At 60.3% G+C, this 25911-nt stretch carries 23 protein-coding genes and 1 pseudogene; 12 read left to right on the top strand and 12 right to left on the bottom strand.

The window, feature by feature from the left end:
- Positions 1–6 precede the first annotated feature (6 nt).
- The 8 genes from CFB17_RS15190 (at position 7) to CFB17_RS15155 (ending at position 9277) form a co-directional block, all read left to right on the top strand.
- Positions 7–951, top strand: coding sequence for a polysaccharide pyruvyl transferase family protein (locus CFB17_RS15190; protein ID WP_088562419.1), 945 nt, complete (start codon positions 7–9; stop codon positions 949–951).
- A gap of 121 nt (positions 952–1072) precedes the next feature.
- Positions 1073–2008, top strand: a complete 936-nt coding sequence (locus CFB17_RS15185) for a hypothetical protein (RefSeq protein ID WP_088562418.1) — start codon at positions 1073–1075, stop codon at positions 2006–2008.
- A 14-nt stretch (positions 2009–2022) separates the two neighbouring features.
- Positions 2023–2913 (top strand): polysaccharide pyruvyl transferase family protein, encoded by an 891-nt coding sequence (locus CFB17_RS15180; RefSeq protein ID WP_088562417.1) that lies wholly within the window; start codon positions 2023–2025, stop codon positions 2911–2913.
- A 159-nt stretch (positions 2914–3072) separates the two neighbouring features.
- Entirely contained in the window at positions 3073–4506 is a 1434-nt protein-coding gene (locus CFB17_RS15175) for a hypothetical protein (protein ID WP_088562416.1), read from the top strand.
- Positions 4507–4690: 184 nt separating this feature from the next.
- Positions 4691–5833, top strand: coding sequence for a hypothetical protein (locus tag CFB17_RS15170; protein ID WP_133063926.1), 1143 nt, complete (start codon positions 4691–4693; stop codon positions 5831–5833).
- A gap of 230 nt (positions 5834–6063) precedes the next feature.
- Positions 6064–7461: a protoporphyrinogen/coproporphyrinogen oxidase gene (locus CFB17_RS15165; protein WP_088562414.1), complete on the top strand. Its 1398-nt coding sequence runs from the start codon at positions 6064–6066 to the stop codon at positions 7459–7461.
- Between the two features lie 103 nt (positions 7462–7564).
- Positions 7565–8071 (top strand): hypothetical protein, encoded by a 507-nt coding sequence (locus CFB17_RS15160; RefSeq protein ID WP_088562413.1) that lies wholly within the window; start codon positions 7565–7567, stop codon positions 8069–8071.
- 279 nt (positions 8072–8350) lie between these two features.
- On the top strand, positions 8351–9277 hold the full coding sequence (locus CFB17_RS15155; RefSeq protein WP_165769640.1) for an energy transducer TonB family protein: 927 nt from the start codon (positions 8351–8353) through the stop codon (positions 9275–9277).
- A 24-nt stretch (positions 9278–9301) separates the two neighbouring features.
- On the opposite strand, the gene CFB17_RS19030 is transcribed toward CFB17_RS15155, so the two are convergent.
- The 5 genes from CFB17_RS19030 to rpiA form a co-directional block, all read right to left on the bottom strand.
- Complete coding sequence (locus tag CFB17_RS19030) at positions 9302–9613, bottom strand: hypothetical protein (RefSeq protein ID WP_165769639.1); 312 nt, start codon at positions 9611–9613, stop codon at positions 9302–9304.
- Between the two features lie 2128 nt (positions 9614–11741).
- The gene (locus tag CFB17_RS15150; RefSeq protein ID WP_088562411.1) at positions 11742–12806 is read right to left on the bottom strand and encodes a replication initiator protein A; all 1065 of its coding nucleotides are present in this window, start codon (positions 12804–12806) and stop codon (positions 11742–11744) included.
- An 88-nt stretch (positions 12807–12894) separates the two neighbouring features.
- Positions 12895–13914, bottom strand: a complete 1020-nt coding sequence (locus tag CFB17_RS15145) for a ParB/RepB/Spo0J family partition protein (RefSeq protein ID WP_088562410.1) — start codon at positions 13912–13914, stop codon at positions 12895–12897.
- Positions 13904–15070 carry an AAA family ATPase gene (locus tag CFB17_RS15140; protein WP_322112144.1) on the bottom strand — a complete coding sequence of 389 codons (1167 nt, stop codon included), beginning with the start codon at positions 15068–15070 and terminating at the stop codon, positions 13904–13906. Before CFB17_RS15140 ends, CFB17_RS15145 begins: the two co-directional genes overlap by 11 nt.
- A gap of 351 nt (positions 15071–15421) precedes the next feature.
- On the bottom strand, positions 15422–16150 hold the full coding sequence (gene rpiA, locus CFB17_RS15135) for a ribose 5-phosphate isomerase A (RefSeq protein WP_088562408.1): 729 nt from the start codon (positions 16148–16150) through the stop codon (positions 15422–15424).
- A gap of 182 nt (positions 16151–16332) precedes the next feature.
- On the opposite strand from rpiA, the gene CFB17_RS15130 reads away from it, so the two are divergent.
- The 3 genes and pseudogenes from CFB17_RS15130 to CFB17_RS15120 all read left to right on the top strand — a co-directional run.
- Entirely contained in the window at positions 16333–16578 is a 246-nt protein-coding gene (locus CFB17_RS15130; protein ID WP_088562407.1) for a type II toxin-antitoxin system Phd/YefM family antitoxin, read from the top strand.
- Complete coding sequence (locus CFB17_RS15125; protein WP_088562406.1) at positions 16575–16997, top strand: type II toxin-antitoxin system VapC family toxin; 423 nt, start codon at positions 16575–16577, stop codon at positions 16995–16997. The genes CFB17_RS15130 and CFB17_RS15125 overlap by 4 nt, the downstream gene beginning before the upstream one ends.
- 203 nt (positions 16998–17200) lie before the next feature.
- Positions 17201–17425, top strand: a pseudogene (locus tag CFB17_RS15120) (heme-binding protein); the annotation flags it as partial.
- A 125-nt stretch (positions 17426–17550) separates the two neighbouring features.
- On the opposite strand, the gene gnd reads toward CFB17_RS15120, so the two are convergent.
- From gnd to CFB17_RS15105, 3 genes are all read right to left on the bottom strand, one after another.
- Positions 17551–18561: a phosphogluconate dehydrogenase (NAD(+)-dependent, decarboxylating) gene (gene gnd, locus CFB17_RS15115; RefSeq protein ID WP_088562405.1), complete on the bottom strand. Its 1011-nt coding sequence runs from the start codon at positions 18559–18561 to the stop codon at positions 17551–17553.
- A 444-nt stretch (positions 18562–19005) separates the two neighbouring features.
- On the bottom strand, positions 19006–19899 hold the full coding sequence (ypfJ, locus tag CFB17_RS15110; protein WP_088562439.1) for a KPN_02809 family neutral zinc metallopeptidase: 894 nt from the start codon (positions 19897–19899) through the stop codon (positions 19006–19008).
- Between the two features lie 239 nt (positions 19900–20138).
- Complete coding sequence (locus CFB17_RS15105) at positions 20139–20621, bottom strand: MucR family transcriptional regulator (protein WP_088562438.1); 483 nt, start codon at positions 20619–20621, stop codon at positions 20139–20141.
- A 365-nt stretch (positions 20622–20986) separates the two neighbouring features.
- Here CFB17_RS15105 and CFB17_RS15100 point away from each other — a divergent pair, with 365 nt between their 5' ends.
- Positions 20987–21808: a CopD family protein gene (locus tag CFB17_RS15100; RefSeq protein WP_088562404.1), complete on the top strand. Its 822-nt coding sequence runs from the start codon at positions 20987–20989 to the stop codon at positions 21806–21808.
- Positions 21809–21812: 4 nt separating this feature from the next.
- Here the strand turns inward: CFB17_RS15100 and CFB17_RS15095 are convergent, their stop codons facing one another.
- The 4 genes from CFB17_RS15095 to CFB17_RS15080 form a co-directional block, all read right to left on the bottom strand.
- Positions 21813–22916: an LLM class flavin-dependent oxidoreductase gene (locus CFB17_RS15095; RefSeq protein ID WP_088562403.1), complete on the bottom strand. Its 1104-nt coding sequence runs from the start codon at positions 22914–22916 to the stop codon at positions 21813–21815.
- Between the two features lie 20 nt (positions 22917–22936).
- Positions 22937–24073 (bottom strand): acyl-CoA dehydrogenase family protein, encoded by a 1137-nt coding sequence (locus CFB17_RS15090; protein WP_088562437.1) that lies wholly within the window; start codon positions 24071–24073, stop codon positions 22937–22939.
- Positions 24074–24418: 345 nt separating this feature from the next.
- Positions 24419–25360, bottom strand: coding sequence for an ABC transporter substrate-binding protein (locus CFB17_RS15085; protein ID WP_088562402.1), 942 nt, complete (start codon positions 25358–25360; stop codon positions 24419–24421).
- 38 nt (positions 25361–25398) lie between these two features.
- Entirely contained in the window at positions 25399–25905 is a 507-nt protein-coding gene (locus tag CFB17_RS15080) for a cupin domain-containing protein (RefSeq protein WP_088562401.1), read from the bottom strand.
- Positions 25906–25911 lie beyond the last annotated feature (6 nt).

The following is a 25911-nucleotide window of genomic DNA, read 5'->3' as shown; positions in this document are numbered from 1 at the left end:
ACCCCATTGCAGATCATCACATTATTCGACACGAGCGTCGCGACCGACAATCTTGGCGACCAGATCATCATCGATGCAGTCAATGAAGAGCTGCACGAGACGCTGCCGGACGCCTATGTCTTCACCGTCGCCTCGCATGACTACCTCTCGCATGTGTCGCGGCGCCTGCTGAAGAAGTCGGCCTTCGCCATCGTCGGCGGTACCAACATCATGTCCTCGCGCATGCACCGGCACGCACTCTGGAAGCTGGTGCCCTGGGACGTCGGCTCGGTGCACGACGTCATCCTCATGGGCGTGGGCTGGCGCAACTACATGGATCCGCCCGACGCCTACACGCGCTGGCTCTACAGGAAGGTCCTCTCGCGGCAGGGCATCCATTCCGCCCGCGACGGCTACACGCAAAAGCGCATCGGGGAGATTGTCCCCAATGTCGTCAACACCGCCTGCCCTACAATGTGGAAGCTCAGCCCTGAGCGCTGCGCCGCGATCCCGCGCAAGAAGGCTGACACGGTCCTCTTCACGCTCACCTACTACCGCGCCAATTTGGAGGCGGATCGCGCATTCGTTGAACTGCTGCGCGCCAACTACAACCAACTGATTTTCTGGCCGCAGCAAAGCGACGACATGGCCTATATGGAAGGGATCGGTCTGCGCGGGATCAAGGTTGCCGATCCCAACGTCGCCTATTATACGCAGACCCTCAAGAATGAAGACCTCGATTTCGTCGGCTCGCGGCTGCATGGCGGCATCCGCGCGCTGCAGTGCGGCAAGCGCAGCCTGATCATGGCGGTGGATAACCGGGCGGCCGAGATTGGCAAGGATACGAACCTGCCGGTTGTCGACCGCGCCGACCTGCCGGCGATCGAAAGATGGATCCACGGTGACGATGCCACCGAGATCCATCTTCCTCTCGATGCGATCAAACAATGGCGTGGCCAGTTTCGAAATTGAGCCTTTCTGGTTTAACCGGTTTCGCAAAAGCGTATCATTGCGGGTGTTATGTCAATTCTCGAAACGCCAGTGCTGATGTGGAAATCGGATATACGTTGGCACTGCCAGTCCGGCGCGCTGCATGACAGACCTTGACGCCCGCCTGCCGCGCCTCTCTCAACATCTGGTCATCGTTCGCGCGGGCCGGAACTCCTTGCACGCGTCCTGGCTGCGGGGGAACGCGGCACCTGATTTCGACATGCTCGTCGCGGCCTATGACGATGCGGCACCAAAGGTCGAGCATCCGAATGTCATTACCATCCACCAACCCGGTCGCAAGATCGCCGGCCTAAACAAGCTGTTTCGTGCCTGCCCCTCGATCTTCTCGGACTATACCTTCATTGCCCTGATCGACGACGACATCGAAACCGATGCCGCGACGATCAATGAGCTCTTCGAGATCGGTGCCGCCTATCAGCTCGACCTTTGGCAGCCCAGTCTTACTTGGGACAGCCACCTTTCCTATGTAGGCCTACTGCAGAACGATCGCTTCAAGCTGCGCTACACAAACTTCGTCGAAATGATGTGTCCCTTCTTCCGGGCCAGCTACCTCAAGGAGGCCGCTTTCCTGTTCGATCGAGGCTGGGAAACCGGGATCGACTTGATCTGGTCGCGCGTGAGCGAACGGCCTCTCTATCGCAGCGCCATCGTCGACGCGGTGGCCGTCAAACACACGCGACCAGTTGGCACGACAAAGCAGCAGCAGGGATTTGCCGCCGACGAACGCTATGATGATCAGATGGCTCAGGTCCTAGACCATTTCGAAACCGATTTTCACGGCCTGGTCATTTACGCCGCCCTCGATCGCCGTGCCCGCTTCGTTCAAGGCCGCCTGCGCCTCGCCCTGGCGACGGCCCGCATATTTCGCGCCCTGCCCCTCTCGCCCTTGAACACGAAAGCGTTCTTGAAGCTGGCGCTGGCCGCCGTTCGCCACACGGCAAGCCGTCCCATCAATCTCGACCCCGTAGAGGAGCGCCGCCTGCCGCAGGTCGATCGGCAGTCCCGCGGTCTGGCATAACTGGAGCAAGGCCGATGAAATATTATTTCTACCGCGGTTCACATCGCAATTTTGGCGATGAGCTCAACGAGTATCTGCTGCCCAAGATCCTGCCCGATTTCTTCGACGAGGACGAAAGCGAGCTGTTCTTGGGCATCGGATCCATCCTTTTCGACTGGCACCCCGCCTCATCCAAGAAGATCGTCTTTGGCTGCGGCTATGGCGGCTACACGCCTTTGCCGAAGCTCGACGCGAGCTGGCAGGTCTATAATGTGCGAGGCCCGCGCACCGCGGCCGCCCTTGGCCTTCCAGCCGACAAGGCGGTGGCCGACCTTGCCGTCATGATCAACCGCTGGCGCGACCCCGCGCCGCAAAAGCGCCATCGCGTCTCCTTCATGCCGCACTGGGAAAGTCTGCTGCGTGGTGCGTGGGAAGAGGCCGCGAACGAAGCGGACGTTCATCTCATCGACCCCCGCCGGTCGGTCGAAGACGTGCTGGAGGATATGCAGGCGAGCGAGCTCATCATCGCCGAGGCCATGCACGGCGCCATCGTCGCCGACGCTTTGCGCGTGCCCTGGGTGGCCATGCTGCCGCTCGACCACCATCATCATTTCAAGTGGCATGACTGGGCCGAGGCGCTCGATATCAAGCTGAAACCGAACCGGCTGGCGGCATCCTCGCTCTACGAGATGGCCGAAACATTCTCGATCGCCGGGCGGACCGGCCGATCCCTCGTACGCCCTCACCGGGCAACCATCGAGCGCCTGGGTGCGGGACTCTTTCGTCGACGAGCGGCGCGTAGCCTCAAGACCGCCGCACGCACCACGCCGCAGTTGAGTTCAGATCATGCCCTCAATCGTGCGCTCGACCGGTTCGATAGCGATATTCAGCTGCTACGCCGCGACTATCACCGCATGTACGCCTAAATCGATTTTTCAACCCAATGCCGAAGCCCAGGTACGTGTTTCACTTGGCCGCCCCCAATCAATATGCCATCGGTTGATCACGGGTGGGACAAATGGCGCCGCCCAAATCCGTTCTGCGCCGTTGATGCGCGATATTTAACCGCCCGATAGGCCGACCTGATGCATCCGATCGCCCTGCTCTTCAATATTCCGTTCCTGGCGGTGGGCATCATTTGCGCCGCCTCCACGCTCATCCCCATGCTGTTTGCCGCCCTTGCCTTTCCAGGCAGCAGCGTGATCGAGGCGGGCCCGGTCTTTTTCGGTATCTATCAGCTGTCGCTGCTGGCGGTCATCGCTGGCGTCTGCCTGCGCGCCGTCTACGGCGGCCTGCGCTATCCGCCGGCGACGCTGGGCTTCGTGCTTCCCTATCTCGGCATGTTCGTCTGGTGCGTCGTGATCACCATCGTCGGGCCGCGAATCTTCCAGAACGCATTTTATTCGGTCAACGCCTATAGCAGCTTTCCGACCCCGGTCGCGCCCGGGACCTATAATATTGTCCAGCTCTTCGCGTTCGTGCTGCAGATGGTGGTCCTGCTGCTGCTCTACAGCCAATTTTCCAAGTTGAATGCCGCTAAGGTCGATTTGTGGATGAAGATCGGGATCGTCGTGACGGCGGCGCTTACGCTCTCGCAACTAGCTACGCCCGGCCTCTATCACTTCCTCAGCACCAATGTGTTCCACAATAAGACGCGTGGCTTCTTCGGCGTGCAGGAAGCCGCGGATTTCAGCCGTCTCTCCGGTCCCTTCTCGGAGCCATCCGCGCTGGCCAGTTGGTTTACGGCGGCGTTGGGCTATCTGGTCGGTACCTGGAACCCGAAGCTCAGCCACAAGCTCCTGGCCCTCCTTTGCATCCTGATCCTCGTAATCTCGACTTCCTCGACCTCGTTCGTGGGCCTAGCCATCGTCGCTGCCATGTTCATGGCGATGCAAGGGCGCTCTGTCACCTCCATGCTCGGGGTGGGCATTGCCATGATCGCGCTCGGGGTCCTGGGTTTTTTCGTCTTCGACTATGTTTATCAAGGGGCGGCCAACGAGATCTTAAATCGCGTTCTGTTTGAGAAGACGGACAGCGATTCCTTCGCCATCCGCATGGGCCTCAATATCATGGCCTTCAAGGTCTTCTTCGAGAGCTGGGGCCTAGGCGTCGGGGCCGGCACGCATCGACCATCGAGCGAGATTTGCATGATCCTCTCCAATGTCGGGGTCATCGGCCTGTTCTTCTATCTCGTCATCGTGCTGAAACGGCTGGTTTTTCCCTGGCTCAAGCTCCTCATGGAACGTCGTGCCGGTAAAGGCGAGGATTTGGATACCCGCGTGGCGATGGGCCTATTGACGATGGCCATGATAGGCACCGTGATCGCCATGGCGCTGGGCGGCGACATGTCCGCGTCGTCGATCCATCGCACGATGCTCTACGCCTTCGCCGCCTATATCCTGGCCCCGCATGCGTTCGGCGCCAGCAAGCGTTCATCAGCACGTCTAGGCCAGATTGACCGTGAGAGGGCGCATGTCGATTCCGGCATGACCGCTCTTGCAGCTTCACAGCGCAGCTAATCGAATACCAAAAGGCGACTTGCAAGCGGACCAAACTGATCCAATTTGGCTCAAATCGGATCTGTATGGAGCATTGCGTATGCGTCGATTACTCGTAGCCCTGCCATTCCTGACAGCCCTTTGTCTTGCGACGCCGTCCGTCCAAGCGGCGGAGCCAACCCTCCGCTCGCTTTGGAGCGTCCAGATGCTTCGTCAGCCCGCTCTCGACCGCCAGATCGCTGGCGCCCGCGATCTGGGGCTGCGGCACGTCCGCATCGCCGTTCGTTGGAACGAGGTCGAGAAAAGCATGGGCCGCTATGACTGGGGGGTCACCGACCAGCGCCTACGGCCGATCATCGCAGCCGGCCTATCGCCGCTGCTGACATTGATTGGCCCCAATGACAATTATGACGCCCCTAACGGTGGCAATGCCGTTGCGGCCGCCAGCAAGGATTCCGTCGCCGGCTTCGCCCGCTTCGCCGCCGCTGTCGTTCAGCGCTATAACGGACCTGAGTTTCGCTACGAGATCTGGAACGAGCCCAATCTGCGCACGTTCTGGAAGCCCAATCCCGACGGCAAGCTCTACGCCATGCTTGCTGCCAGCAGCTGTCAGGCAATGCGGGCCGTCAAGCCGGATGCCAAAATCTATGTTCTGGGCATGAACGGCACGCCGATCGATAAGGATGTCTTGGGTCATTACGGGACCTGGTCGAAGGCTGCCCTCCAGCCTGACATGATTAGCTGCGCAAGCGGCTTCAGTCTCCATCCCTATGGGCGAAGGTTGCCTGAATCCTACTTGTCCGATCTCAACCGGATCGATGACATGTTGGATGCGGGCGGGCAAAAGAAAGACGTCATCATCAGCGAATGGGGCACGCCGGTCGCCAAGAAGTGGAACCTGACAGCCGACGACCAGATCAATCACGACACGCGCATTCTTTTGACGGGCGCCATGGCCGGAGAATACACGAATCTCTTCACCATGATGGCGCCAGGCGCGAACAATGATGATTCCGAGCAGACATTCGGTCTTCTCGATTTCAATGGCAACCCAAAGCCCAGCTACGCGATCGTCAAGAACCTGCTCAATCGTGTCGGTGATCTGCCCTTCAAGTCGATCTGCTCGCCCTGCGAGGGCTCGGTCTACGGTCTTCGCTTCGAGGGGCCAAAGCGCGAGGCCTCTTATGTCCTCTGGACCAACGACGGCACGGGTTCGATACCGCGACCGTCCGACCTTGGCAGCAAGGCGCAAATCGTCGATCTGGTGACGGGCCGGAGCCAAGCCCTGCCGCAAGGCCCCCTGGCGGCCTCTGTCCGGCCCGTGCTCGTCGTGGGCGGTCCGTCCTAAGAATTAATCCGCCTCGCGCGTTTCAGGCAAAACGCAAGGTTTCATAGGCGCGCTCGCGAAGCGCGCCTTTTTTTGCCTCTGGCCTCGCCGCATCACCTCTATCTTAGCCTGGTACCGCCACACATAATTAGTGCAACTTGGTTCGTTGTTAATGGTAGGAAATACGCCTGATAGTGGATAACATTACTGTGAATTAACAGGATAAAATAATCTGTGGTTGGGCCCTCGCCATGAGAACGGACACTGGCCGTTTCGATGTCATCATCCTAGGTGGTGGCGTCACCGGCCTCACCTACGCGCGGGACCTCGCGCGTAGCGGGCAGCGCGTCTGCCTTGTCGAACCGGAGGATCGGCTGGGTGGCAATCAGCGGTCCTGGAGCCAGGGGGACTACACATTCGATATCGGTGCGTTCTTCTTCACCCGCGGCGGCCCATTTCTTCAGACCTTCGCCGAGGTGGGTGAGATGTTCGAGGACGTCAAACCAAGCTTTGGTCGCATCAACCCGCATGGGGCGGTTTTGACCTATCCCGTCAAACCCAGAGAACTGGTCCGAGACCTAACTCCACTCGAACTCCTAGCACTACCCGTCGATCTCTTTCTTAGCCGAATTCGCTACGCGCGCATGCGCTCGGCTGGCGACTTCGCCCGCTTCTATTTGGGCAACCTGATTTATGCGCGCACGGGCCTCAAGGGCTATATCGAGCGCTTCTTCAGCAGCTCCGATCACACCGTGGACGTCGATTTTGCCCGCAAACGGATGCGTTGGATAGCGGACGCCGCTTCGCTTCGTGGCCGCTTTCAGCGCCGGCGTGTGCGCCGGGTCGAAAGCGGTGCCGTACAGGCCTGCGTCCGGCCGCGCCAGGGTTTTGAAGCCCTCTATGCGCGGATCGGCGAACTCCTTGGCCAGGATGGGGTGACGATCATTACCGGTGCAGACCTGCAAGACCTGCAACGGACTCCGGACGGTTTCGCCCTCCGGGTGAACGGTCAGCAGATCCAGGGCGATCGCGTCATCGGCACCATTCCGGGCGAGGCCATGGCCCGCTTGATCGGACTGACGCCGATTGAGACACCCCCTACCCTCGATCTGGTCACCCTCTTTGCCCGCGCACCGGAACGCCTGAACACGCCGCATGGCGTCCTTTTCAACTTTACAGCCGAGGGCCGCTGGAAGCGACTGACGATGCATTCGCGTTTCTACGCGGGTTACGATCACGACCATATGAGCATCGAGATCACCAGCAAGGACGGCGCAGCGGAGCCCGTGGAAGAACATCTGGCGGCGATCAGCCGGCAATTGCAAGCGACGGGCCTCCTCAAGGCACCGCTGGAACTTCTGGGGCATAGTCTGACCGGCCACGCTTATCCTCTCTACCGGCAGGGAGTCATGGCGGCCAGTCAGCGTCTACAAGCGCAACTCAAGGCCTTTGGAATCGAGCTAGCAGGACGACAGGGCAATTTCGACTATATTCCATCAGCCGATCTGGCCGTGAAGCTGGTACGCGCCCAGGCTGCCGCCCGCCAGACGCCTGCGCCCGACATCTCCATCACCAAGCAGACAACGCAGCTACCCGCGGCCCCGCTGACCAGTTCCGGGCTCGTCCCACCAACGCAAGGCGCGACCTGAAATACTCTCGCCTGACGTCAAGTTTGATTTCTTTCGCCTTCTTTGATGACGATGCGAAGTTCTTGCCTCGCATGATGGTAATCATAACCACCACATCGACCTGATGCACACGGCCGACTACCTAAACCTCAAGCCCGATGCGATGGTCTGGTTCGGACAGGACGGCGTCCGTCCTATGGATTCGCATCGAAGCAAAACACCCGCCGAGCCGGCCGAATTCATTAAAAATATCCTGGGCAATAATTATACTAAATATACAGGTAGTAACGGCCGGTATTATGGTGACGCCATTACCGGTATTTCCACCATCGAAGCCAAGCTCGGGTGGGACTCCGTGTCGGAAACGACCGCGGCTGGCCGTCGTGGTCTCGATTTCGCCTATCCGGCCGATACCGGAACCAAGCACGATCTGAAGATCAACGGCGGGGTTACTTCCTTCGTGGGCCATAGTGCGTCTTTAGCCATTCGTGATCGCGCCTTAGTCGCCCAAAGATCTTTCAGTGGACGCCATGACGGGTCTATCGATCTCGGCCACCTCCGATTCTTCAGGAGATCTAAGCCCGGTTCTCCCGGAAAGATCATGCGCTATCTGTGCGATTCGCCACGGTAGCGTAAAACCCAGGCAAATATCGCAAAACAATCTCAATACATCTATGCCAGAATTTATGGGATAGGTCCTTTTGGTTCCAATCACGGTGGTCGAGGCTGAAGTCGTAGATGATTAGAAAAAAGCGCGCGAGCCCTACCCTATTTGTTGTTAGTCGTCAGCCAATTACTGCAATATACTAGGATGTCTAAGACCCGGAGAAACGGGTATTAGTGATCCCAAAGCATCTGGGAAACGGCAGTGTCACTCATCCACAAACAAATACCACCGATGACATATTCGATGGATATCAAAGAGCGGTTACTCGCTTATCGAACATTGCTTATTTTACTGGTAATTCTTGGGGTCTCGCCAGCGAACGCCGATCCCTTTGCCACACAACAACAATGGATCCAGGCCGTCGCCAGCAAGCTGACCGAGCATCTGCAAATGCCGCGCGGGACAGAGACGCTTAAGGGCGATCAACTGGTCCATCTGCATCTGGTGGTTTCACCTGATGGATCAATCAGGGAAACGAGAATTGCGAAATCCTCCGGCCATTCGAACGTGGATGAGGCAGCGCTCGATATGGTAAAGCGTGCAGGACCGCTTCCTCCCTTCAGTCGTGACATGGAGAAGAAAGATACAAGTATAGTCTTACCGGTTCACATCAATATAACACCGCCAATCGCCACGCAGGAGGCTATTCGCCCAGTTTCGGACAAAACCCGCTATGTTGACCCTAAAACTGGTTTCACCGTGGAAGTATCATTTCCTTTCCAGATTGAGAGGCCGCGCAGCGACAGAAATTACGACCGGCTTATCAGCGTTGTCAGCGTCCTGAAAACTCCGCCGGTTGCTGGAAGCAGCAATGAATTGTGCAGTGTCGGCTTCAAGGCGTCTCCTGGAAATATACAAATGACGCAGGCCGAACTGAATGCGCCCGAAGCCCTCAGGGCCAGGGCTGACGCGATGGTAAAAATCCAGTCGACGTTGCAGGCGAAAATTGAAACGATCAAAACATTCCAGCAAGACCAAGCAACAGGAATTGAGTTTGTGATCGCACCGGGATTTGGTCCCGAACATGAACGTATTCGCCAGTATATCTCAATGGTAGATCGGCCTGCTGGGCGCATCACTGTCGCTTGCGCAACCGATGTTGATGCCATGCCCGAGGCGCTCGGAACATTCAGGAACCTTCGCGATCAGGCGACGATTGACCCAAAATGACTCTGCTGCTGCACGGTTCGTGGTTCATAGCTCGGCGGATATGGGCCGTCCCTCATACCGAGCCGCAAGATAGTTTCCTGCCGGATAAAACGCCGTAATTGTCGAGCCAATATGACAAAGTTGGCGACTTTCTCCGGGAACATTGTAAATCAGGTGTTGCAAGATTCCAAAGCGCTTAAAATCATAACGCTCGCGTGCAGCAGATATTGATATTTTGGGATGCTGGATGCCGTTTTGTTCGTCTGCGATAAGCTCGATTTCATCAGTGATGCAGGCAAGGAACCGGCGTAACATCGGCTCATCCATGCCTGCGATGTTCGCGAATCCTTCGAGCAACTTGCTCGTCTATATGGATTAGGCTGTTGGCGGTTATCGCCTTCGCCGTGTTCGCGGGCACCCCAGGCAACATGCCCATATGAATAACTATGGATTCTGCACGTCTCGAACTAAGTTAGCACCTAAGGGAGTCGACCCCTAGGTTGCTGAAGGCCGAGCCTGCGAGGGCAAGAACACCCGCCTTCTCGGTACGCCGGCTTCGCAATGAGCAGATCTTGCTTGCCCATGGCCCTAAGGACGCGGTCATGCGCCATAGTGGCGGAGAGCGCGCTTTAGGCCCTTTTACCCATCAGGTTGGCATTCCAGGCTTCTGTTCGTTGCTCTCTATCGCGTGGGCGGCTCTACGTTTCCTCGCGATCAGGCGGTTGAGGGTCGTCGGCACGCGCATGTCTTAATGATCTCGGCATTCCAAACTTCCTCGCACGCTTGGCTGGCTGAAGCTGAACTCAAAATTCTCGAGGATAATGGCTATAGGGGATAATATTCCTACTACAATCAAGCCTCGAACCGATGGCAACCTTGGCACCGTGACGGATGGGCAGAGCATGCACGAGGACGTTCGTCGCAGTTGACACGATAACCTATTCAATAGGAGATCGCATCGGTCAGGGTCCGGCGAAGGCCGATACGGTGAGGTGACCCCCACCCTGCCTTCGAGCGCGCGCGATCCAGGCAAAGGAAGTCGGGCACCACGTTCCCTCGGGGTCAATCAGATAGTCGGCAGACGCGATGCTCGATGGCCCAAGGTGGTCGTACTGCCTGGTTCCACGTCGAGCCGATGCGCCTGAACCCAGGCTCCCCACGTATCGACAATCTCGAGTTTGGTATACGCGACAATGCGATTACGTGTGCAGACCATCGAGCGCCTTTCCACGAGGTAATGGCCGCGTGACGGAGACCCATCGAAAAGATAACCCGGGGCTTCTTTAGCACCGAGCTACACTGACGCCTGCAGTTAAGATCGGGTCGTTGTCCTCACGTATAATAACAGCGATCCGCATATTTCTAAATCTGGTCAGCTCAGGGATGGCTGTTCCCTCGCCGAGGATTACGCGTGGCCCGCCTTGGCGGTCGAGCTATGTCCCTGCCCTTTTGTTCCCATCCTAACGATCGATAGAACCATCCTAGAGTGTCGAGAGGTTCGAATGGACCTTAAGATGATCGCATATCCCAGGCTTTGTTGCTGATGCGTGTTGCCAGTTACTGAAGGTCCTTTTTGATCCATCTAAAAAAACATCGGTGGTGGGTTAGGAGAGTTATGATGTCTTTTAAGAAGGTTAGGGACTGGATTCGTAAGGATTGGCCAAGGGAATCAGCGCCTTGTGACCCTGAGGTGTTCCCGAAGGATCGTTGATTTGTTCCGGAAAGATCGAATCTGGTGTTCCTAAAGTGTCGTGTCTCGGTTCCGGAAGTGACGATGAGGTATTTTCTCTCTGGGGATCAGTGTTCCCGAAGGATCGGCATTGGTCGAGGTGACGGAGGGTAAGCGTTCCTGAAGGATCTACGTCTAGCGCAGGGAAGATACGCGACTACGACAGCCGGCGGCCGCCTCGACGGGCTCCTGAGGCCGCGACTAGGGGGCTGAAAGCTATTTGCTCCAAGGGGATGGGTGTAAGCCGCGCGCCGCGGCGTGAGAAATGGTTCGAGGCGAGAAGGTGCACCATCGTCACTTCGGGAACGCACCCGCCATGCAGGGGCTGGTTCCAATCATAAGGTTCGATGATGGACCAGGTAGGAGGCGAATTGCGGAACCACGCCGAGGGGATGAATGCACGACACTTCGGGAACGGTATGTGATTGTCGTGTAAAAGCCTGTCTTTGGCTCGATCGGCATTGATGGGGGAATAACAACGCAGCCGACGCTCCATGCGGAGGGACCGTCTTCGGGACCTTGCCAATCGATGATAGTATATGTTGTCGATACGCCATCGGCTGAGCGCGGACGTCATCGTCGTGCGCCGGCCCAAGGTACCGGACGCCATCGCCCTGGTCAGCGCTCGGGTTATTTCACTCTGGCTAGGCCAATCGGGGCGAGCCAAATTGATTGGGTAGGCCGTGAAGGTGTGGCCGTTAGCACCCGGGGGCGTCGGCCATGGGACAATTTCGCCGAGGTGGTGATGTGCGCTGGCTAACCCGAGCGATGCTCCCGCTCGTGATGTCGACGAACGAAGCCGTAGAAGGCTCGGTCATAATCGACGGGCAGGCGGCGCGTATCGGCCGCCAACCATTTCTCGAACTGGCGATGCAGTTCATCGACGTCCCATCCGGGGAAATCGACTCGGAGGCGCGCGCAGACATCGTCGGTCGGCGCATGGGTGTGACTGTGCCGGAGACGCGGTGAGGAGGGGGCGGGAAAGGCGTCGCGGCGGATCATGCGTAAGATAGGCTCGGCGCCGCTGGCCTCGATCTGAAGGCGATAACCTGGTAATGCGTCTCGCTTTGCGATCGCCAGCAACTCGAATTTGAATCGGCGATAGGAACCCTCAGCGCCGGATTTCTCGAAGAGGGTGGGCAGGGCGATGCGAAAACCACTTTCGCCGGCACCACCGGCATGCTTCCGGGCTACTCTGTAGAGCCAGCGCTCACGACCGCCGCTAATGTCGAAATAGCTACGATCGATCGAGAGCACGCCGCCTTCCATCATCAAGCCGTCATAGAACCAGCGTGCCAGGGTGACGCTCATGCCGCGCGTCCGCTCGGTGCGTTCGTCGACAAGGTGCGTGTAGCTGTCGATCCATGAAAAGGTGATCTCCTTGCGCCCGTTGGCACGGATATTGGTCTTCACCGTGGTCGATTGCAGCCGGTCCAGCGCCTGACCCAGGAGCTGGTATGCCCGCCCGGTCGTCGGCCGACCGATGACCCGCAAAAGGTCGTAGGGCATGAAATGCAGAGTCTGCGGAATATCGTTGATGCCACGGCGCCGCATGTCGCTGATCATCGAGGCCATGAAGATCAGGATGTCGAGGTCCCAGATCGTCGCCATGCCGTAATCCGGATTGGCGCTCACATAGACATGAATCTTGCCATCGGGGCTCGTATAGTCGATGGGTTTGAGCCGCTTGTTCTTGGCCAGCGAAAAGAAGGGACGTTCCATTGTCTCACGCTGGTCTCGCAAGGCGAGATCGCTGACAAAGGGCAGGAAAAGGTCGAACTGCTCGTCGATATACGCTTGGTTGCGCGCTCGCCGGCTCATCGCCGTGCCGCTCCTCCATTGCCTGCCGTCAGTATTGTTTCCTCGGAGAAACAAAGGCAGTAACCTATTGAAATAAAACGATAATATGTCATTTTTTTAGCTTTGCCCGTTGCATGCGTGCCGTCGCCAGGATCTCCCGCAACTGTGCCAGGATCTCCTCGTCGTCGGCGCCGCTGCCGGCATGCAGACGCAAGGTGAGGCCATCTGCGCGATCGGCCAGAATACTGAGCAGCGGTCGTCCGGAGCGGGCCAGGACAGGCGGCCGGGACGCCCGGCCACGGGTCTCGCGCGTGGCGGCCGTCAGCCGACGCGTGACTTCGGCGCCAGAGATCAACTCCTCGGCACGTTGGCGGCGCTCATCCTGGAGGCCGATCAACGCCTCGGCCTCGGCCACCATCTTGCGCCGCGCGTCCTCGCGCTGGGCTAGGACGGCCAACTCGTAGCCGCCCTTGACTTGCAAGGCGGCCTGGTTCGGAAAAGCCGCCACAATGGGGGCGGGGAGAGAGGCCAGGGCCAGCAAACGGGTGAGCCAGGAGCGCGAGATCTTAAGCCGCTCGGCCATGCGCGCCTGGACGCCGCCGTAATGGCGTTCGAGCGCTTCCTTGTAGTTCCGCGCCCGCTCGAGATCCGTCAGGTCCTTGCGCGCGCGATTCTCGAGATCGGCCAGTCGGAAGGCCTGCTCGTCGTCGACGTCCTGCACCTGGGCCAGGAACACCGTTTCGGGATAGTTATTGGCGCGTAGCCAGGAGACGGACCAATGCCGCCTGGTACCGGCGATCACCTCGTAATCGTGGTCAGGGTCGTCCTTGACGTGACGGACGATGGCCGGCACGCGTTGCGCCCCTTCGGCGACGATCGAATCGACGAGGTCACGGCAGGCTTCGAGATCGAGGCTCGCGTAATAGCGGCCATTGCCGGGCCAGATGCGACAGCGTGCGGGGTCCAGTCGCAATTCGGCCACCTGGCGGACCTCGCCGCTGGCCAGGCGGGCCAGGGCATTCTCACGTTGGAGGAGTGGGCGGCTGGCGCGCGTCGGCAGGGGCTTGGCCTCGTCGGGCTCGTCCGCCGCCAGCAGGTTGGCCAGATAAGCACTCTGCTTACGCGACATCGGGCATCTCGTGCGCTGCCATGCCCAGGGCCTCGCTGGCACCGTTCACCCGGGGCCGGTTCCAATTGCGCCGAATCAAGGTCTCGATCTGGTGGTTGACCTCGTCGAGATTGGCGCGGCAGCGTTTATGCGTCTTGGCCGAGCCGATTGCCTTGTCGAGCTCGTAGACACTCATCATGCGAACGGCGGCATGCGAGATTTCGGCGCTGTCCAGGATGGCCGTAGGCATGAGTGCAGGGCCGAATGTTTCCTCCATGATTTTAAGCACCATGCTCTCGCCCGGATTGCTGGTGTCATGTCGCGAGCAGAGGAGCCGGCAGAAGCGGTAATCCACAGTGATGTCGGCGCGACGCAATTGCTCCAGCACCTGGTTCATCATCGAGAGGAACTGCACCGTCGAGCAGAAATCCGGCACGGTCGCGGCCAACGGCACGAGCACGGCGTTGGAGGCCTGCATCACGGCCAGCGAGATGGTGCCCAGGGCCGGTGGCGGATCGAGGATGACGACGTCATAATCCTCCGCCAGCTCGCGCAACCCGTCTTTCAACTTTCTAAAGCGGGCCGCAAGGACGCTCTGGCCGGTGCTGCTGGCGGCCGCCAGTTCGTATTCGACGTCAAAGAGCTCGAGACAGGAGGGAATGAGGTCGACGTTGGGCCAGGGCGTGCGCTGCACGGCATAGGCCAAGTCCTGCTGCGTGGGGTCGATGGAGAGATAGGGATAGAGCGTCTGGTCGCGATCGACGTCGAAATGCGGGTTGAAGCCAAAGAGCGTCGTCGTCGTCGCCTGACTGTCGCAATCGACCACGAGGACGCGATAGCCGGTGACGGCCAGATAGTGGGCAAGATGCGTCGTGACCGTCGATTTGCCGACGCCGCCCTTGAAATTCTGTATCGCCAGGATGACCGGCTCGTCCTCCGGGCCCCGCCTCGGACTCGCACCCAGGACTTCGCGCATGTTCAAGAGGGCGGCAATATCGTAGCCCAGTCGCCGGCCGTCCTGGATCTCCGGTTTGGGCAGCCGTCCATCCTCTTCCGCCATGCGAATGCGATTCGTCGAGCAGCCAAGCAAGGCTGATGCCTCGGCGACGCCAAAGCGGATATTCAGGCCCTTGCGCCGCTCGGGGAGGAAGGCATGCCGCCGCAGCCTCTCGATCATGCGCTCGCCCTGCGCCGTGAGCTCACCCAGCGTATCCGCCTCGGAGCGCGCCCGCAGGGGAGGGGAGGGGGCTTCCGCCTTGCGACCACGCGGCACAGCCTGCTTGTGAACCGTCTCGTCCACGGGGTCCGCAGCCATGCTCGATCCTCCAAATCACCCCGGTCTGCAGCCAGGTGCCGTTCACGGTCCCAGGGCCGCATGCAGAAGGCTCCTCCGGGCAAGAAGAGGCTGCGTCAGCGGCACCTGATGTCGTTCCGCATGATCGAGAGGGTAAAAGGATCACATTGAACGACTTCTGTGTGCATTCTGAAGAAAATGCTTCAAGTCGTCAATGTTTTCGCGCAGCAGGATTCAGGTGCCGTTGTCGACCCGGCTGAGGACCGCCGGCAGGCGACGGGTGGTACCATCAGCATTGCCGACGATGACGTCCTTGGCCATGCCAAGGAAGATACCATGCTCGACGACGCCCGTGATTCCCTTGATCGCAGCCGCCAGGCCTTCCGGCGCGCCAATGGGCGGCATCTTCAAGTCATAGATCAGATTGCCGCCGTCGCTGCGAAAGGGAGTTCCATCACTTGCCAGGCGCAGCACAGGCTCGCCTCCCAGTTTGGCCAGACGCCTGGCTGTCGTCTTATGTGCGAACGGTACCACCTCGACCGGGATCGGCGATCTGCTGCCCAACTGATCGACCAGTTTGCCGTCGTCGACCAGGATCACGAGCCAACTGGCGGCGATGGCGACGAGCTTCTCGCGCAAGAGCGCACCACCAAGGCCCTTGGTCAGCGCGAAGCTCCCGGGCACGACTTCGTCGGCGCCGTCGAAAGCAAGATCCAGCTCCGGACGGGCATCGAGCTCGACCAATTCGATGCCCTGTTCCCTGGCCAGGACGGCCGTCGCTTCGGACGTCGGTACTCCCTTCAGGCTTAGTCCCTCGGCCTGGATCCGTCTGCCTATCGACAAAAGGGTCAGGCGCATCGTCGAGCCGCTGCCCAGTCCCAGCACCATTTTGTCCTCGACCATGGCTGCCGCCTTCTCGGCGACCGCGTGCTTGGCGGTGTCTTGTGGGCTGCGTGACGCCATCAGTTTACTCCGTGCAGATAAGAAAGCCGGGAGCCATTCTTCGCCATCTGCGGCCAATCTGGAACCCGGCTGATCGCGCTTCCTACAGAATAGAAAAGATCTCGCCTCTTGCCGCTTCCCTGACGCCACGCTTCGAGTGTATAAAACTAGTTTAGATGACTAGACTGAACGAGGAATGTGTCATGGAGGAGATGACCGTCGGCGCTTTCGAGGCAAAGACCCACCTCTCGGCACTTCTGGAGCGGGTCGCGCGCGGCGAGGCCATTACGATTACGCGGCATGGCCGGCCGGTCGCGCGGCTGGTGCCGGCCGTGGAGGCGGACAGGGCGCGTATCTCGCAGGCGATCGACGGGCTGAAGACTCTCCGCCGCGAGGCTCGGCTGGACGGGTTGTCCTGGCGGGATCTGCGGGACGAGGGCCGACGGTGAGCTCTCTGGTGCTAGACTGCTCGATAGCGGTTGCCTGGTGCTTCGCCGACGAGGCGGCACCGGCGACTGACGAGATCTTGGATCGGGTCCGCGATCATGGTGCTATCGTGCCGTCGCTCTGGCGACTCGAGGTCGCCAACGTGCTCCTCATGGCTTCACGCCGTCAGCGGATTCCGGCAGGAACGGCGCTGGCCATGCTGGATCAGCTGGCGGCCCTGCCGCTCGACGAGGATCGCGAGACTTCGGCCCGTGCCTGGACGCGGACAATTACGCTAGCCCAAAGCGAGAGCCTAACGGTCTACGATGCGGCTTATCTGGAGTTGGCGAGCCGCCTGGGCCTGCCGCTTGCCACCAAGGACAAGGAACTAGCGGCGGCTGGCCACCGCGCCGGGCTCACCGTTCTTCCCACCCTGGCCTGAAGGCGCTTCCGCCGCGGCCTCGCCCGCGATGCTCATCCCCTTCGTAACGGATGAGCAAGGGCAAGTATCATGATGAACCTGGCTAAAGGGGCGGCGCGTCATTGCCGCCGGGGAGGAGGCGCTCAGGATCGGACAGTTGATGAACATCGAGGTGGTGGGGAGGGCGCCAATCTCGTCAGCATCGGTATTTCGATCAACAAGCCTTTACCGCGCGCATCCTCAGCCTGCCGACCAAGGTGCTCCCCAAAGAAAGGCAGCCAAAGAAGCAGTTCTACGGCATTCACAGCTCGAAGGGTGGCTTGGTCATGACTTCGCAGGCGGGCATTCCGCTCATGTCCGGCCATATCGTCGTTGGCGCCGTCAGTGTCGGCAGCAGTGCAGGCAAGCAGGACCATCAGGTCGCCACCACCGGCGACCAAGTGTTTTGAATGGAAAGCGGCCAAGGGCGGCGCGGACAAACGCACCGCCCTTGGCCGCTTCATCACGCGATCCGGGCCGCGACCTACTGATGTCGCCGGCCTCGGCAGTGAGAGCTGCGATCTGACTGTGGCGGCTAGCTGCGGACGATACCGCTCTCTGGGACGATGGCGCCCTCGACATGACCGCCAAAGCCAAAACGCATGGCGGAGAGGAGCTTTTCGCCAAACGTGTGGTCCACGCGGGAACGGAAGCGGGCGAAGAGGGCGGCCGTCAGTACCTCGGCCGAGACCGCTTCCTCGATGGCGGCAGCGATCGTCCAGCGTCCTTCGCCGGAATCGTCGACACGGCCGGAGAACTGGCTGAGCTCGCCGCTCTTAACGAGAGCGGCGGCGCTTAGGTCGAGGAGCCAGGACGAGACGACGCTGCCGCGCCGCCATACCTCGGCAATCTGTGCCAGATCGAGATCGTAGCGTTCGTCCTGCGGCAGGCCGTCAGAACTCTTGTTGCGGAGGATGTCGAAGCCTTCGGCATAGGCCTGCATCAGGCCATATTCGATGCCGTTATGGATCATCTTGACGAAATGGCCAGCGCCCACTGGTCCAGCGTGGATATAGCCTTCCTCGGCGCGCCGGTCGCCTTTGGCTTCCCATCCAGGCGTGGCCGGGATCTCGCCGCGCCCAGGTGCCAGCGTCTTGAAGATCGGGTCCAGATGGTCGACGACTTCTTTAGAACCACCGATCATCAGGCAATAGCCGCGCTCGAGGCCCCAGACTCCACCGGAGGTACCAACATCGACATAATGGATGCCGCTTTCGGCCAGGAATTTGGATCGACGGATATCGTCCTTGTAGAACGAGTTTCCGCCGTCGATGACGATATCCCCGGCGTTGAGCTTGCCTGCCAGAGATTGAATTGTTTCTTCGGTAATCTTGCCGGCGGGAAGCATTACCCAGACGATTTTCGGACTCGCCTCAAGGGCTGGCGCCAAGTCATCGAGCGTCTTGACGGGGATGGCGCCTTCCTTGGCCAAGCGCTCCATCGCCGCTTCACTATGGTCGTAGACCACGCAACTATGACCATGCCGCTGCAGGCGTAAGACAATGTTGCCGCCCATACGGCCGAGACCTATCATCGCGAGCTGCACGTCTCGAACTCCCGCTTGTTGTCGTGCCGGCATCCGGCTCCCCGGCGTCATATGGCACGAAACGCTCGATGGCCCTCCTCGTTTCCTGGCATCAGGCTTGCGTGATTGACAGGGTAGGCACGCAAAGATCCTTCTGCTCGATAAAACTCTGGGACATTCTCGCCTATTGCGCGCTGATTGGTCGTGCGCCTCATGTTCCGCCGCAAACGCCACTGAAGGCTCAATGGTGGCTTCGGCTCCCGACGCGGGATGTCGCTGATGAAATTGCTTGCCATCTACTCAAGATGCGGTTTCCCTGCACGGTACTACGCTAGGCAGGCGATGTCGGGACGACAGCGCGTTATTGGACTGTCATCGCCTCCTTGAACAGACGAGTAATACTGGGCGAGGAGACCTTCCGGTCGTAAAACGATCGGCAATTTCATGTCCTGGGACGGCGACTGTTCATAGGTTCGAGGCGCTAAATGTGTTGCAGCTCTCGAGCGTGCCCTTCTGAAATCCCGTCTGGAACCAGCGCGTGCGCTGTTCGGAGGTGCCGTGTGTGAAGCTGTCGGGATGAATGCCACCGCCGCTGCGGCGTTGCAGGCGATCATCGCCCACCGCGCTGGCAGCACTTAGAGCTTCCTGAAGATCGCCCGACTCGAGAATATGCCGCGACCGGTCCGCATGAGCGGCCCAGACTCCTGCCAGGCAATCTGCCTGTAGCTCAAGCATGACCGAGGCATGGTTGGCTTCGGAAGTCGAGTGCTCCTCGCGATAGGCTTGAACCTTGTCGCTTATGCCCAGGAGGTTTTGCACATGGTGGCCGACCTCGTGGGCGATTACGTAGGCGTCGGCAAAATCACCAGACGCGCCGAAACGCTGCGACAACTCGTCGAAGAAAGAAAGATCCAGATAAAGTTTCTGGTCGGTCGGACAGTAAAACGGGCCGGCACCCGAACTCGCGGCACCGCAGCCCGAGTTGACGCTATTGTCGTAAATGACGAGGGTCGGCGGTTGGTAGCGTTCCCCCCGTTCCTTAAAGATCTGGCCCCATGTGTCCTCAGTATCGGCGAGGACGACCGAGGCGAAATCCTTGGCCGTGTCGCCGCGGCTGTCACCGTTGCCACTTACAGCCGTACTGTGCTGCGTCGTCGGCGCAGGTGCCGAGCCATCTTGGAAAAGAACGGAGGGATCGACTCCCATGTAAAGGAGGAACAGCACAATGACGATTGTGCCGATGCCGCCGCCTAGGCCCTTGCCCAAAGGAATGCGTAGACCCGGTCCGCCGCCAAGATCAGCCTCTTGGCCACGTCGATCTTCGACGTTGTCGCTACGTCGACCCATCTGCCAGCGCATGCATTCCTTCTCCCTGCCGAACATCACCTAATCTAGGGCGCGGCAAGTGTCATGGCGAGCGCCTAAAATGCCTCTCGCGTGTGATATCGCTCAGGCCTTGCCGCAATGGACTGACCAAACAGCGGGTCAGATAGTGACCACAGGTCAAAGATGAGCGCCGAGGAATTCCTGAGGGACTTCGATCGACGCTACGACGATGTACGACCTGGGTCTGATGGCCCGGCCGGCCTAAAGCAATCTCAGCCGACTTTTTTACGGCCCGCCACGCGCCGGCCTGGACGCACTGTATTAGCGACGATTTCGGCTGCTGGCTCGACAGGCCGCTTTTGCCCGAGGCCGATCTTCTTCGCCAAGCCCGAGCGTTGCTCGGTATAATTGGGTGCCACCATCGGATAATCCTCAGGCAGTCCCCATTTGCGACGATAATCAGCAGGCGTCATATTGTAGCGTGTACGCAGATGCCGCTTCAGCATCTTCAACTTTTTACCGTCTTCGAGGCAGACGATGTAGTCCGGATGTACCGATTTCTTGACAGGTACGGCTGGATTCAATTTCTCGGGCGCCGGCGCCTCAGTCGACTGACCGACATTCGCCATCGACTTAAATACGCTGCTAATCAGGATGGGAAGGTCGGATGTCGCAACCTGATTGTTACTGACATACGCCGCCACGATTTCGCTCGTTAATGCAATCAGCTCGCGTTCTTCAATAGGCTGCGACATCAAATATTCCAAGATCTTTCGACAGATAAGGCACGAAGATAGTACAGTGTACATCGAAAGAAAAGGGTTCTGATTAGGCGCGCAATTGATCGTGATGGACCGATGGCATGAACTAACGTTGTTTCGACACCCGTATGGAGCGGTATTGCCAACAGATAGAAGTTTATGAAAATCTTGAGCGGTTCGGCGGCTTCATGCGGCTTTTGCGGATGCCGCTGGGGGAAGTTTGGATCAGCATCACGACCATATGGCCGCCCCGTTTTGGCCCTACTGCAAGTATTGCTCGCACACCGATTTGGTCGGATGAGCCTCCTGTCGGGATTGGGACAACCCTTTAGCGCTCGGCCATATCGTTGGAGCTTTCTTTGTTTGCAATCTCGACGACGCTGGATGCCCTTCGCCTCACGGCAGCCTTGTTGCTGGCCGGATGGCTCTGGCAGAGCGATGGCGAGGCGGGCGGCAAAAACCAGCGTGCGCTCCTGGTCTTGGCCGTTTTCTCAGATCTACTTTGGCTCGGTGCCTTTGCGGCCGATGCCACGGGTGCCGCGCCCTGGTCGCTCAACTGGGGCGACCTCGAAGCCTTGGCGGGCACCGATATCGGCCAGCGCTGGTTTCTGCGCCTGGACCTCGCCTTAGCCCTGGGTCTTGGGATGGTGGCGGGCAGGGGGCGACTGGCAGGCCTTCTGGCATTACCTTGGCTGGCCCTCCTGGGAATGGACGGGCACGCATCGGGGATCGCCGGCTGGCAGGCCGTGCTCGTACGCTTTACCGCTATGCTGCACATCGTGACGGCGGCGTTGTGGATCGGTGGCGGTCTGGCGCTGGCGCGACACCGCCTCGCAGCACCGGAGGCGCGGCGACTAAGCCGGTCTTATGGCGAGATAGCGCTTAACGCCGCCATTCTTCTCGTGCTGACGGGAGGCTTGCAGTTCCTGGCCATCGCCGGCGACGCTTTCGGTGCCATCGCGCCCGGTTATCTGGCTTTAAGCGGCGCCAAGCTGGCGCTCTTCGTCATCCTGCTGGCCGTTGGCGCGTACAACCGCTACCGCTTGGCGCCGCTCTTGCACCGCCTGCCAATACGCGCGGGCGGTGCGATGTCGCAAAGCCTCCTGAGGGCAGCTCTCGTGGGCGTGGCCGCCATCCTCTTGGGCTCCCTGCTGGGCGGCACCGAGCCCGGCCCGCCCTGAGGGATCAGGCAGCCGAGGCCTTTGTCCGTTCGCGTTCGGCCACCAGCGCCCGGACGCGTGGAAGGAGGTCGCGGCCATACTCGACCGCGTCGACTAGCGGATCGAAGCCGCGAATGAGGAACGTCGACACACCCAGATCGTAATAATCCATCATGGCATCCGCCACCTGGTCGGGCGTGCCGACCAAGCCCGTCGAGTTGCCCTTGGCGCCTGTCAGCTTGGCGATCGCCGTCCAGAGTCGCTTGTCATGGCGGTCGCCCTTGGCGGCGGCTTCCAGCAGCCGCAGTGAACCTGCGTTCTCCGGCTGGCGCCCACGGGGCGCATAGCCATTCGCATCCGGCGTCTCACCGATCAGCGCCTTGGCCTTTGCCAGGATCCGATCCGCCTTAGCCCAGGCGGCATCTTCCGTTTCAGCCAGGACAGGCCGCAAGGAAAGGCTAAAGCGCGGCTTGCGGCCATGTCGTGCCGCCGACTGCCGCACGCGCCCAAGAAGATCACTCACTTGTGCCAGCGTCTCGCCCCAAAGCGCATAGATGTCCGCATGCTTGCCGGCCACCTCGATCGCCTTGTCGGATGCACCGCCGAAATAGACGGGTATGCCCTCTGGCCGATAAGGCTTGATGGCGGAAAAGGCGCCCTGGACCCGATAATGCGGACCTGTATGGTCGAAAGGCTTGGTCGCCGTCCATTCCTGGCGCAGGATCTGCAAATACTCGTCCGTACGAGCGTAGCGTTCGTCCTTCGAGAGGTGGTCGCCATCCTGAGCCAGTTCCTGGTCGTTGCCGCCCGTAATAATGTGGACGGCCGCCCGGCCACGGGAGATGTGATCAAGCGTAGCCAATTGGCGGGCAGCTACTGTCGGCGCCACGAAGCCGGGCCGGTGAGCGATCATAAGTCCCAGGCGCTCGGTGACGCTGGCAACATACTGGCCGACCAACAGGGATTCCGGCGACGTTGAGTGAAAGGCCAGGAGAACCCGGTCGAAGCCACCATGCTCTTGCGCCTTGGCCAGCGTGTGGATGTAGTCGAGATCCACGACGGGGCCGGTGGCCTTGATCGATTCCGAACCGGCATGATTGCCGACGAAGCCAATGAATTCGACAGACATCTTCGTTCTTCCTTCGTCGTTTAGGCCTCAAGCGCCTGACGGCCCGCAGCCAGGTCCGCCATGTCGGCCTGGGGCGAATGAATGCGGCCGCATAGGACGTTGCGCAGATGGCGCTCGAGTGGATTGGCCTGGGCCAGGCCGTGATTGCCGGTCAGCTTCAGGGCCGACTGCACGACGTCGATGGCGTTCTCGGTGACGGTCGTCTTGATGAGCAGCGCGTCGTTGGGTGTCAGGATTTGTCCATCGCCTGCCGCAGCAGCGCTGGCCAGGAGATGGGCATTGGTCAGGAGCAGCCGCTCGATCGCGCCCACTGCTTCCTGTATGCGCGGCAGGCTGCCCAGCGGCTTGCCGAGATTGGCTGGTACCCGTTCGCGGAGAAATTTCACGAGCCAGTCGCGGCCCGCACGCGCCACACCGTCATAGAGGGCGCCGATGAGCACGGACATCCAGACAATCTGCTGCGGCTCGCGCGAGGCCCATTCGGCAGGTGGCCGGATGTCGACCGCATGGTCCTTGGGAACGACGACATCGTCTAGGATGACGTCGTGACTGGCCGTGGCACGCATGCCCAGTTGATTCCAGGTCTCGACGATCTTCAGGCCAGGCGAGCGCATGGGTACCAGGAAGGGACCGACGCGCGGCTCCGGCTCGTCCGTCTTGGCCCAGACGATACCGTAGGTAAGACCATAGCTGCCGGTCGAGTAGATCTTGCGGCCGCTCAGCGCCCAACCATCCTCGGTTCGGCGAGCCGTCGTGGCCGGCATGCCGCCCCGCGACGGCGTGCCAAGTTCGGGCTCGACGCGAAGTGCGTTGATCAAGGCCCCCGATTGGACTGCGTCGCGCACCACCCTCTCGACGATGGCGCGCGGCCAGGCGCTGTTGGGCAGTATGGCCAAGTTGATATACTGCATGGCAAGGACAAGGGCCGTCGAGGGGTCGCCGTGGGCGATATGCCCGATCACCGCGCGAGCCACGCCCAGGCCGGCACCCTGGCCGCCCAGGCTGGTGGGCGCCGTCAATGCCAACAGCCCCGCTTGCCGCAGCTTCGCGAAATTCTCAAGCGGCAAGGTGCCTGTTCGATCATGGTCAGCTGCCGTCTTTGCGAATTCGGCACCCAGCGCCTCTGCCAGATCGGGTGGGTCCATGGGACGGGTCATCAAGCTCTCCAACAGGGCCCGGCCTTATGGCCGCGCGCGATAGGTCTGGCCCTGGCGCTGCGCCTCAGCGACCAGCATCCTACATATGGTCTCGGCAGTCGATCGGCAAGGTAAATGCCAATCATCTTTGTAGGGTTCGTCCGGCCGTGGATACGAAGTCAATGAGGCGGGATGGCGGCCCGCACCGGGGGGTCAAACAAGGAACGAGCGGCTGGGGTATGAGCCGTGCCAGCAGAACGATTTCGTTCCTGATCCCTCCCGCGTCCCATAGCGCATGAGGCTCTCCTTGTTGTGTGGTGCATCAAAAGGAGGCAGGAGCGGCATTGGCCACCGGCATACGTGCCCTTAAGGAGCGGAGATCGCACTGGTAAATGACGCATCCAGGATATCGGCCGCTTTTAGCGGGGTAAGAAGCACACCGTTGCGCGTGAAGAGGTCGATCGTTCGCTGCTCGTCCTCTATGACTTGTGCGTCGATCGGGGTGTAGGAAAGGCTGGAGCGCTCGAACCAGCGCTTCGGGATCGCTGCGGGCAGGCCGGTCAGCTTCGACCAGACGACCGCGTATTCGTCGATGTGACTGGCCGTCCATGCACGGGCCTTCGCGGCCTTGGCCAGGAAGAGTCCGAGATCCTCGCGGCGATCGGCGATGGTGGCGTCGGCAGCGGCAATGAAGCTGGTCCCGGGCAGGATCTTCTCTCCGTCGCCTATGATCCTTGCCTGCATCTCGAGTTCGAGCTGCGAGGTATAGGGCTCCCAAGTCGACCAGGCGTCGATAGCGTTGCTGGAGAACGCGGAACGGGCATCGGCTGGCGTCATGAAGACGATCTCGACGGCGTCCTTCTGCATGCCGGCCTCTTCGAGGAGAGCCAGGAGGAGGAGATGGCCGATTGACCCCCGGCCGGTGGCAATGCGCTTGCCGGCCATGTCCTTGAAGGTCCGTGCCGGCGAGGCTTCCGGCACCACCACAGCGAGGCCGCCGCGCTTCTCGCGTAACGCCAGGACGCCCTTCATCGGCACACCTGCGGCGGCGCCGAAGGTAAAGGGCGCGTCACCCATGTAACCGATGTCGATCGCCCCGGCATTGAGTGCTTCCGCCACCGGTGCGGCTGCGGGAAACTCGCTCCATTGCAGCGGGATCGGAAAATCGGTCAGCACGCCCGACGCGTCGAGCATCGCGTGGATACCGCCGCGCTGGTCGCCGATTCGCAAGGGCGTCGCCGCCCGGACCAAGGAGGGTCGGGCCAGGAAGCTCAAGCTTCCGGCCAGGAGGAGATGACGCCGACGCATGGTGATCCTGTTTCTTGAGTACCGAAATGCCTTAAGCGCTAGCCGCAGGAAGATTCATCGGGCGCCTTATGGATGGGATCGACCCAGAGCACCGTTTCGGGCTTTTCGACGACAGGAATATCGAGATTGACGACGACGGCTTCCTGGTCCGAGCGGACGAGGACGCACTCGAGCGGCTCGTCATCGCTGGCATTGATCTCCTGGTGCGGCACGAAAGGCGGCACGAAGATGAAGTCGCCCGGGCCTGCCTCTGCCGTGTATTGAAGCTGTTCGCCCCACCTCATTCTGGCCTTGCCCTTGACCACATAAATGACGCTTTCAAGCTCGCCATGATGATGCGCCCCTGTCTTGGCATGCGGGTGGATGGTCACCGTGCCGGCCCAGAGTTTTTGCGCGCCGACACGGGCGAAGTTGATCGCTGCCGCCCGATTCATGCCTGCCGTCTGGGCCGTGTTGGCGTCGAGGCTGCTGCCCGGCACCACGCGGACCCCATTCTCGCGCCAGTGATCCTCATGCGCATGGTCGTGCTGGTGATCACCGCTCATGGCGCT

It is taken from the genome of Arboricoccus pini (genome assembly GCF_900187945.1).
GTDB lineage: Bacteria > Pseudomonadota > Alphaproteobacteria > Geminicoccales > Geminicoccaceae > Arboricoccus > Arboricoccus pini.
This window is presented reverse-complemented; position numbering and strand designations above follow the sequence as displayed.